The organism is Paenibacillus sp. MZ04-78.2 (genome assembly GCF_024213375.1).
GTDB lineage: Bacteria > Bacillota > Bacilli > Paenibacillales > NBRC-103111 > Paenibacillus_G.
Genome location: NZ_JANAVJ010000020.1, coordinates 74466 through 83842, shown reverse-complemented (window position 1 = coordinate 83842; position 9377 = coordinate 74466). Strand labels below are relative to the sequence as shown.

9 protein-coding genes are annotated in these 9377 nt (G+C 47.9%); 1 reads left to right on the top strand and 8 read right to left on the bottom strand.

Going from position 1 to position 9377, the window contains the following annotated elements; genetic code table 11:
• Positions 1–57 precede the first annotated feature (57 nt).
• From NLX71_RS15780 to NLX71_RS15770, 3 genes are all read right to left on the bottom strand, one after another.
• Complete coding sequence (locus tag NLX71_RS15780) at positions 58–1449, bottom strand: fibronectin type III domain-containing protein (RefSeq protein ID WP_254364734.1); 1392 nt, start codon at positions 1447–1449, stop codon at positions 58–60.
• Positions 1450–2082: 633 nt separating this feature from the next.
• Entirely contained in the window at positions 2083–3216 is a 1134-nt protein-coding gene (locus tag NLX71_RS15775) for a glycoside hydrolase family 88 protein (protein ID WP_254364733.1), read from the bottom strand.
• 60 nt (positions 3217–3276) lie between these two features.
• On the bottom strand, positions 3277–4341 hold the full coding sequence (locus tag NLX71_RS15770) for a LacI family DNA-binding transcriptional regulator (protein WP_254364732.1): 1065 nt from the start codon (positions 4339–4341) through the stop codon (positions 3277–3279).
• 249 nt (positions 4342–4590) lie between these two features.
• Between NLX71_RS15770 and NLX71_RS15765 the strand changes: the two genes are divergently transcribed.
• Positions 4591–4992 carry a LytTR family transcriptional regulator DNA-binding domain-containing protein gene (locus NLX71_RS15765; protein ID WP_254364730.1) on the top strand — a complete coding sequence of 134 codons (402 nt, stop codon included), beginning with the start codon at positions 4591–4593 and terminating at the stop codon, positions 4990–4992.
• A gap of 10 nt (positions 4993–5002) precedes the next feature.
• Here NLX71_RS15765 and NLX71_RS15760 read toward each other — a convergent pair whose 3' ends face one another.
• The 5 genes from NLX71_RS15760 to sdhA form a co-directional block, all read right to left on the bottom strand.
• Positions 5003–5338, bottom strand: coding sequence for a LytTR family DNA-binding domain-containing protein (locus NLX71_RS15760; protein WP_254364728.1), 336 nt, complete (start codon positions 5336–5338; stop codon positions 5003–5005).
• A 152-nt stretch (positions 5339–5490) separates the two neighbouring features.
• Positions 5491–6012 carry an accessory gene regulator B family protein gene (locus tag NLX71_RS15755; RefSeq protein ID WP_254364727.1) on the bottom strand — a complete coding sequence of 174 codons (522 nt, stop codon included), beginning with the start codon at positions 6010–6012 and terminating at the stop codon, positions 5491–5493.
• A complete protein-coding gene (locus NLX71_RS15750; RefSeq protein WP_254364726.1) occupies positions 6005–6655 on the bottom strand; it encodes a hypothetical protein in 651 nt (216 codons plus the stop codon). Before NLX71_RS15750 ends, NLX71_RS15755 begins: the two co-directional genes overlap by 8 nt.
• A 184-nt stretch (positions 6656–6839) precedes the next feature.
• A complete protein-coding gene (sdhB, locus tag NLX71_RS15745; RefSeq protein ID WP_254364724.1) occupies positions 6840–7607 on the bottom strand; it encodes a succinate dehydrogenase iron-sulfur subunit in 768 nt (255 codons plus the stop codon).
• A 2-nt stretch (positions 7608–7609) separates the two neighbouring features.
• The gene (gene sdhA, locus NLX71_RS15740) at positions 7610–9370 is read right to left on the bottom strand and encodes a succinate dehydrogenase flavoprotein subunit (RefSeq protein WP_254364722.1); all 1761 of its coding nucleotides are present in this window, start codon (positions 9368–9370) and stop codon (positions 7610–7612) included.
• Positions 9371–9377: the final 7 nt, after the last annotated feature.

Genomic DNA, 9377 nt, shown 5'->3' with positions numbered 1-9377 from the left:
CAACTTCAGCAATGGATTGCCGCTTTGCCCAGTTATATCAAGGCTTGTTTGCCGATTTCATGCTGCGAAAGTTGAGTAATTAAGTGTAAAATCTTCCGCATAAATATTCTTCACATTTTTTAGAGCGATGTTCGATGTAAATTCTTGACCTACCTTTACCTTTTCTTCTGCAATGCTTACAACTAAAGTCGGTGTAGATGATACTTGAGGCGTCGCAGATACTTCATTGGATGGTTCGCTTTCCACAGTCTTGTTAAGCGCGGTGACCACATAGAAGTAAGTTGTTCCATTGATTACATCACTGTCAGTATAGATGTTGCCGTAAATGTTGTCAGCTACAGTGGTATATGGTCCTCCCGATTTTGTGGAGCGCTTCACGTTATAGCCTGTTGCATTGTCAACAGCATTCCACGAAAGATCCACTTTTGCGTTACCCTCCACAGCTACCAAGTGGGTTGGCTTCGCAGGTGCGATCCGACTGAAATAAACGACTGATTCCGAATGAACGGATTCGTTTCCCGACGTATCAACAGCCGTAACGGTGAATGTATACGACGTATTTGCTTGGATGCCAGAGACCTGATAGGAATTCGTCGTTAAAGGTGCTGAGTTTACCTTCACACCATCTTGGTAAAGATTGTAGCCTGCAAGATCCGCTTCACTGTTTGCTTTCCAAGTCAGGTCCACAGTACCCGGAAGGGAACCGGTAACTGCTGTAAGCGAGATGGGTGCTGCTGGGGGAAGCGTATCAAAGTTGATGCTCACCTCATTAGAAGGTGAGGATTCGTTTCCACTTTTATCTACAGCAGTTACTTTAAAAGTGTAGGTTGTATTGTTAGCCAAGGATGCCGCAGTCGTTCTGTTGTTGACAACTAAAGAAGTGTTTATCTTAACCCCGTTTTGGTATACGTTGTATCCAGCTAGATCGGCAGCCGCTGAAGGGTCCCAACTCAATGAAGCTGAAGCATTCAAAGGCGTAACCTGCAGATTTTTTGGAGCCGGGGGCGGAGTTAAGTCATCGTCAGTAACCCATAAGCGGAAAAAACTCACCGTCCTCGAAAAGTTTGTCTCCTTGTTATAAATTGCTACTTTTTTCACCCCCGAAACGTTTATTTTCAATTTAGATATTGAACCAGGTCCTTTATAAATCACTTCATCATTTTCGTTAAATAACAAAAACCCCTCAGGATCCGAAGGTCCATAGGATTCATAAAAAACCACATTTGCAACCGATGGTAATTCATACCACATATACGAAAGAGGCGGGACCACCTTGTGGCTTCCCCAACTATTAACAACTTCCCCCAAAGATGAATCGGTAACAGATTTCCCCAGTTTGAACTTAGCGTCCATTAAAATATCTTGCGTTGCTGTTGCAGCAAAAGCACCGAAGGAAAAAATATTAAATAACAAGAAAAAAATTAATCCAACTACAGAATAGCGTTTCACACTTTCACCTCTTTTAGTTATCTATCTATCTTTGTTTCTGCTTCCAATTTTAAATGTCTTTTTGCACAGCATTTTAAATCACCTTGATTAGAGCTAGATTCTAACTAGCTCAAAATGCACAAACACTTGATGACATCAATCCAATAATAGCGCCTCCCATTTTTTAATTAAAAATTCGAAAACAACAATAAATTAACATATTTTTTCATTTGTGTCCAAGTTAAATTACCCTAATTTACATTTTTTTAGTAGGTATAAGAAATTTCAGAGACTGTAGCTCACATGGTTCCAGTCCCTCAACTCTATCTATCCGTGTTGCAAATATATTTTCCCAACTCAAACCTAAAAAAAGAGACCCGCCAACGGGGCGAGTCTTCAAAGGTTTATATATTAAAAAGGGGGTCTTGCTTATTATATTACACCCCCAACATGTTAAATACGTAACAGGAACATTTCATTTCTGTAACAAAATTGTAACCGCTGTCATTTCGCGAAAAATCTTGCTCTCTTCTCCCCAATGAGTAAAGAATCACTACTGTAATATTGACACGATGGGCCTCCCGCTTTCACGCCAAAAAGCTCCCTTACGTCATCCTAAGCGGATCGAATCGTAAGGGAGCCTCCTCATTCATTCTAGCTTCTTTCGTACCAATAGCCCGTTATACCTTTTTCCATACGAAGCAGCGCTTCGAGGTAGTAATAATCGCCCCAAATCATATAATCGTCCGGCGCCGACCCGCCGCGCACGCTGTACGAGCCGTGCTCCAGCAGCCCTTCCGCATCCGGCTGTCCGATCGTGGAATAATTCTCGACCAGCGATTTCATCGAGCGGTGCAGCCCGTCCTCCAGGAAGGCCCGGTCGGCATCCTCAGCGTTCAAATGAGACAGAAGCTCAATAAGTCCAGCCGATGCGATCGCGGACGCGGAGCTGTCGCGTTTCGTCTCCGGGGTGACCGGCGCATCAAAGTCCCAATACACCACATCGTCTTCCGGCAGCCGCTCCAGGAAATAACGCGCCATACGGCGGGACGTTTCCAGATACTGCGGATTTTTCGTATACCGGTAAGACAACGCGAACCCGTAAATGCCCCAAGCCTGTCCCCGGGTCCATGTAGAGGCATCGCGGTAACCTTGATGCGTCCCCCCGCGAAGCGACTCGCCCGTTTCTTGATCGAAGTAAAACGTATGGTAAGACGAATCGTCCCCGCGGACTAAGAAACGCCGCGATTTGTCGGCGTGCGTAACCGCTACGTCCAAATACGCCTTGTTGCCCGTCTGCTCGTAAGCCCAGTACAGCAGCGGAAGGTTCATCATACAGTCGATGATGATACGTCCGCCGTTCTCCGGATCGCCTTCCGGTCCCCACGCTTGGATGTAACGGCCTTTCGGACGCCAACGCCGCATCATCACATCGGCCGCTTCCAGCGCTAGCTGCTTGGCAGCCGGGTCCCGCTCGATAATCCACTGTGCTTTGGCGGAAAGCGAGTACAAGAACCCGATATCGTGATGGTCCAGCACCCGATGGGCTTCAAGCCGTTTCTTGAAACTTTCGACCTTCCGCACGGCTGCTTCGCGGAATGCTTCGTCCTTGGTATGCTCATAGCAAAGCCACAGCATTCCGGACCAGAAGCCTTCCGTCCAATCGCAATTATCGTTTAAAATATATTTTCCATTCTCGCTGACATGAGGAAACAAACCAGCGAATTTACCGATGTTCGCTTTTGTTTTTTGAACCGCGTCTTCAATCGCCTTTTGCCATAAACTCATAAGGATCAAGCTCCTTTTCTGGTTGTCGTCTATGTAAGGCCCGAAGGCCAATGCCGCCCCTCAGACGGACTGAGTGGACATGCGCGGGACAAGCTGCATCGGAACGCGAATCTCATGCGCATCGGTAATCTCGACACGAGCGGAAGTTCCATCGATCCGCGCCATCGTATCGATCTCCCCTAGCTGCTCCAGCATTAAACGGATGGCCAGCCGGGCCTGCTTGTCGTAAGGAATGTTCATCGTCGTCATCGACGGATAGCAGACGGATGTGAACGGATCGTTATTGACCCCGACAATCTGCACGTCCTGTGGAACCTTGTATCCATGGCGCAGCACGGCAAACATGAACGCCAACGCCACATTATCGTCGAATCCCATAACTCCGATGGGCCGTACCCCGTCCGAAAAAGCGAGAACCTGTTCCACCGCTTCATCCATCGTGAGCCCGTCATCCAGCTCCACAATCGTGGACGGGATCGATTCCGAAAGCCGGTCCAGCCCGTTGCGGAAACCGATCCGGCGCTGCAGGTCCGTTCCAAGCGATTTTGCTTTCGCTAAGTAGATCATCTTCCGACTGCCCTGCTCGTACAAATGCCGCACGATCGCATCACAGCCTTCCAGAAAATCGAGATTGACCGCGCCGGCCGCGATGTCGCTCGGCCACCCCCAAGCGTTAAACAGGACCAGCGGGGTGCCGTCGGATACGATCTGTCTGGTGGCTTCCTGAGACATAGCCAACCCGTGGCAAAACAACCCGTCTACCCTGCGCTGCAGCAGCACGTCCAAGTGACGCTTCTCGATTTCCGGATCAAAGCCCGCCGCCGAAAATACCGACAGATGGTACCCGTACTGATGAGCGGTGCGCTGCATCTCTTCGGCAAAACGCCCATAATACCCGCCGAAGCTCGGTACAAGCATCCCCAGCTCGTAGGACTTTTTGCTGCTGAGGCTGGCCGCCATCACATTGCGGCGGTAACCGAGATGCTCCGCCGCCGCTTCCACCTTCCGAATCGTCTCGGCCGACATCGGCACATTCCGTCGGTTCAGCACATTCGACACCGTAGCAATCGATACGCCGGCCGCCTCTGCCAGATCCACGATCGTGATTTGGCGCTTTTTGCTCATAAGCGGCACTCCAATTCTTCAATATAATTTAAACGTTTAAATTAATGTCTATTTTACCTTCTATCCTACCGATTCGTCAACGGAATTTTATAGATAGCTCTGGCTTATTTTGTCAATAGATGATTTAAATTTTAAACCAATATAAAAAAAGTACTAAATATATGTTATCCTTTTTAGTAAACAATTCCATGTCAAACCATTATTTAGGATTCATTGTTTTGTTAAAAAGCACACAAAAGGAGAGCCTCCATGAAATCGCCCATGTCGGTTATTCAAACTTTGCCAACAGGAGAAAGCAGACTTGCCGTTATTGATCTCCACAGCGATGTTCTTTATACCGAAAAGGATAAGTCCGGAAAACTTATTTTCCATACCTTGCACGGAGAATACCGGGCTATCGCGGATTTGGACGATCTGGAAAATCATATCGAGGACTTCTGGCAGCTCGATGGCTCCAACGTCGTGAACATGTCCAAGGTCAAGGGGGTAGGACACCATTTGAAGGCCTACTTTGACGATTTCCCAACAGAACAAAGCAAGTTCGCTTCCATCAGTTGGATGTTCATGCATCTGCTGCAAGACCTCGTTCACCAGCGCATCAACCATAACCGATGTCAATCGATCCCCGGAGCGCTGCCGAAAAAAGACTAACCTTTCAAGGTTAGTCTTTTTTCTTGCTCAAGTGCTTTAATACTTTTTTCATATTAGGCTCGGAAACGGGAGCGAATTTTGAGTTCTCCGTCGTTTCTTCCTCAAAAAAAACCGCCTTACGAACGGCATGATAACCTTCGATCCGGTCCATTCTTACGCTATAAGATCGATCCACCTTATCGAACGACAAATCTTGATACGCTTTGCTCAGTTGGTCGAGCGTCGTCGGAACGATATACTGTTCAGTGCGGGTATGTACGCTGATGACATTATTATGAGTGGTGAAAAAAATGATCTCATCGTCGTCAAGTTCGTAACCCGAACCGTCCTCCCGAAGCACTCGCATTGTAAACCCAACTCCAAACTAAACCTTATTTTTGTCCATCAATTCTTTTGGGACTTTGGGACTGAACAAAACAGGCTTCAAAGTAACGGCGAAAAGCATAGCACAAGCAGATAATATAATGGAAACCCATTTGGCTATCAGTTTCTTCATACTTATTTATCTCCTTTTAAAGGAATGAGGGTCAAACACTGTATTAGAAAAGTGACTGCGATAATCGAGGAGCATAATATTAAATTCGAGCTCACAATGCAAATCGATATGATTTTAAATAAAGGTTTCACTTTAGGTTTGAAACCGGCCTCACTATCCACTTGAGGTGCAAACAACAACAACAATAAAATACAAATGAAAGTAAATATCAACATTTCTGACTTACTCAATACTGGAAGGTGCGGAATTATTGAACACAATACAACGGTTGTCGTTATACATCCTAAACTGGATCGGAGGTGGATACCTCCTGAAAAAAATCTTAACAAAATAAAAGTAAATAAAGCCAAAGCCGTTTCACCGTATTTCCCCGTGCTATGTCCGATACCTAACGAGATGATAATAATCAATGAAATGTTAATTAAAATACGTAAGGCGTACTCCATGACTTCAATGCTGACGGTTTCCTCTGGATTGGCATTTTTTAGCCAAGCTGCGATAGCTCGTGACGGCCCTTTAATCATCGGAGCGATCCTTTTTGTATGCAAAATATAAGATGAAGTACATGATAAGAACTAAAGCAAGAGGTAAATAAAAAAGCTGAATAATTTGATTCGTTAGATATAGGAGTGACATCAGGGAAACAGATAATAAACTTAAACCAAGAAAGGCAATATTAATTTTGTTCATCTTAACTACTTCATATTGGGAGTGCGGAACAAAGTCGAATCCCTTGCGGTTTCTCTTGATCCATAACCCCAATAATAAAGCGGTAGATGCCGTGGCAATTTGAAGCAAGTACGTTCCGATGGCGCTTGGGATCGGTAAACGCGAGTCAAAAAGACCGATTCCATTTAAAAGAAAATAATATGCAATTTGCAATATAAAATAGCCGACATAAACCGTACATGTCATAATGGCCGCATAGAAAAAATGCGTTCTAAATAACAGCCAGACAAACATAAACATAAGAAAAATTTGCACGGGAATATCTACAGATTGAATCTCATATACATTTCGTATCGTATACGAAAAAAACGACGCTACCGCACTCGCAAATACAATCGAAACCGGGTACATATCGAACTTGAACAAACGGAACATCAAATAATACATCATCGAGGTTTCCATTATCGAAAAGACCATGAACAATATAAAATCGACCAATGCAACCGCACTCCCACAATCGCTATCTTAACATATTTTCCCGATTATACCTTGTCTTAATATACTTCCATTTACAAATTTCGACAAGGTCATAAATTGGAAAAGGTGATCTAAAATGCCTATTCTCAAACAAAAAAATTCTCCCCTGCGATTACAGCAAGGGAGAATTTTACGATTAATATGATTACACGCTTAGCCATTTCTTGAATAAATGCTTCGTCGTATCGAGGTTCATCGCCGCGATGGATGTGGTGAGCGGGATGCCTTTCGGGCAGGAACGCACGCAGTTCTGCGAGTTGCCGCAGCCTTCGATGCCGCCGTCTTCCATCAAAGCTTCCAGACGCTCGTGAGAGTTCATCTCGCCCGTCGGATGCGCGTTAAACAAGCGCACTTGCGAGACGGCCGCCGGACCGATAAACGTCGTTTTGTCGTTCACGTTCGGACAGGACTCAAGACACACGCCGCAGGTCATGCATTTGGACAGCTCATAGGCCCATTGGCGCTTGGATTCGGCCATCCGTGGTCCCGGACCGAGATCATACGTACCATCGATCGGAATCCATGCTTTAACCTTCTTCAGAGCGGCAAACATGCGCTCGCGGTTAATGACCAGGTCGCGGACAACCGGGAATGTCGACATTGGCGCGATGCGAATCGGCTGCTCCAGCTTGTCGACGAGCGCGGAGCAAGCTTGCCGCGGCTTGCCATTAATGACCATCGAGCAAGCGCCGCAGACTTCTTCCAGACAGTTCGATTCCCAGCAGACCGGTGTCGTCTTATTGCCGCTCGCGTTCATCGGATTCCGCTGAATCTCCATCAACGCGCTGATCACGTTCATATTCGGACGGTAAGGAACTTCGAACTCTTCCGTGTACGGATTGCTTTCTGCCGAATCCTGACGCGTTACGATGAACTTGACCTTTTTATTCGCTGCTGCAGTTGCTTCGGCCATGATTAATGACCTCCCTTCTTCTTTTCGGTCGTGTAGTCACGCTTTCTCGGCTCAATCAGGGATACGTCGACTTCTTCCCAATCGATTCGCGGACCGTCCGGAGTCCATTTGGCCTTCGTCGTTTTCAGGAACTTCTCGTCGTTACGTTCCGGGAACTCCGGCTTGTAGTGCGCGCCGCGGCTTTCGTCGCGAAGCAAAGCGCCGAGCGTCATCGCGTGGGACAGCTCAAGCATGTTCCACAGCTGGCGGGTAAATGCTACACCCGGGTTGTTGAAACGGGCTGAGTCGTTGATATTGATGTTTTTGTATCGCTGCTTCAGCTCGTTGATTTTGTCGAGCGTTTGTTGGAGCTGCTTGTTGTAGCGAACAACCGTCATGTTGTTCGTCATCCACTCACCCAGCTCTTTGTGCAGCACGTAAGCATTCTCGGTGCCGTTCATGTTCAAGATGCTTTCGTATTGGTCCGTGTGCTGTTTTTGAGAACGATCGTAAACCGTCGACGAAACGTCTTCGGCATGCTTATCCAAGCCTTTGATATATTCAATAGCCTTCGGACCGGTGATCATGCCGCCGTAGATCGCGGAAAGCAGCGAGTTCGCACCCAGACGGTTGGCGCCATGATACTGGTACTCGCACTCGCCACAGGCGAACAGCCCCGGAATATTCGTCATTTGGTTATAGTCAACCCACATGCCGCCCATCGAGTAGTGCACGGCAGGGAAAATCTTCATTGGAATTTTGCGCGGATCGTCGCCCATGAATTTCTCATAGATTTCAATGATCCCGCCGAGCTTGACGTCAAGCTCTTTCGGATCTTTGTGCGACAGGTCGAGATACACCATGTTCTCGCCGTTCACGCCGAGCTTCATATCGACGCAGACAGAGAAAATTTCCCGCGTCGCGATATCGCGCGGTACCAGGTTTCCGTAAGCCGGATATTTTTCTTCAAGGAAGTACCACGGCTTGCCGTCTTTATAGGTCCATACACGTCCGCCTTCGCCCCGCGCGGATTCGGACATGAGACGCAGCTTGTCGTCGCCCGGAATCGCCGTCGGGTGAATCTGAATGAACTCGCCGTTCGCGTAATAAACGCCTTGCTGATACACCGCGCTGGCTGCCGTACCCGTATTGATAACCGAGTTCGTCGTTTTACCGAAGATAATCCCCGGGCCGCCTGTCGCCAAAATAACCGCATCGGCCTTGAACGTATTGACTTCCATGCTGCGCAGGTCTTGTCCGGCAATGCCGCGGCATACGCCGTCGTCGTCCAGCACCGCGCCCATGAACTCCCAATGCTCGTATTTTTTCACCAGACCGGCGGTTTCCCAGCGGCGTACCTGCTCGTCAAGCGCATACAGCAGCTGTTGGCCTGTCGTCGCTCCGGCAAACGCCGTACGGTGATGCTTCGTTCCCCCGAAACGGCGGAAATCGAGCAGTCCTTCCGGCGTACGATTGAACATCACGCCCATCCGGTCCATCAAGTGGATGATGCCCGGCGCCGCTTCGCACATCGCTTTAACCGGCGGCTGGTTGGCGAGGAAGTCTCCGCCGTATACCGTATCGTCAAAGTGTTCCCACGGGGAGTCGCCTTCCCCTTTCGTATTCACCGCTCCATTGATGCCGCCCTGCGCGCACACGGAGTGAGAACGTTTAACCGGCACCAAGGAGAACAGGTCGACGTGAACTCCGGCCTCTGCCGCTTTGATGGTGGCCATCAAACCGGCCAAGCCTCCACCGACTACGATGATTTTTGAATTCGCCATGATCGTC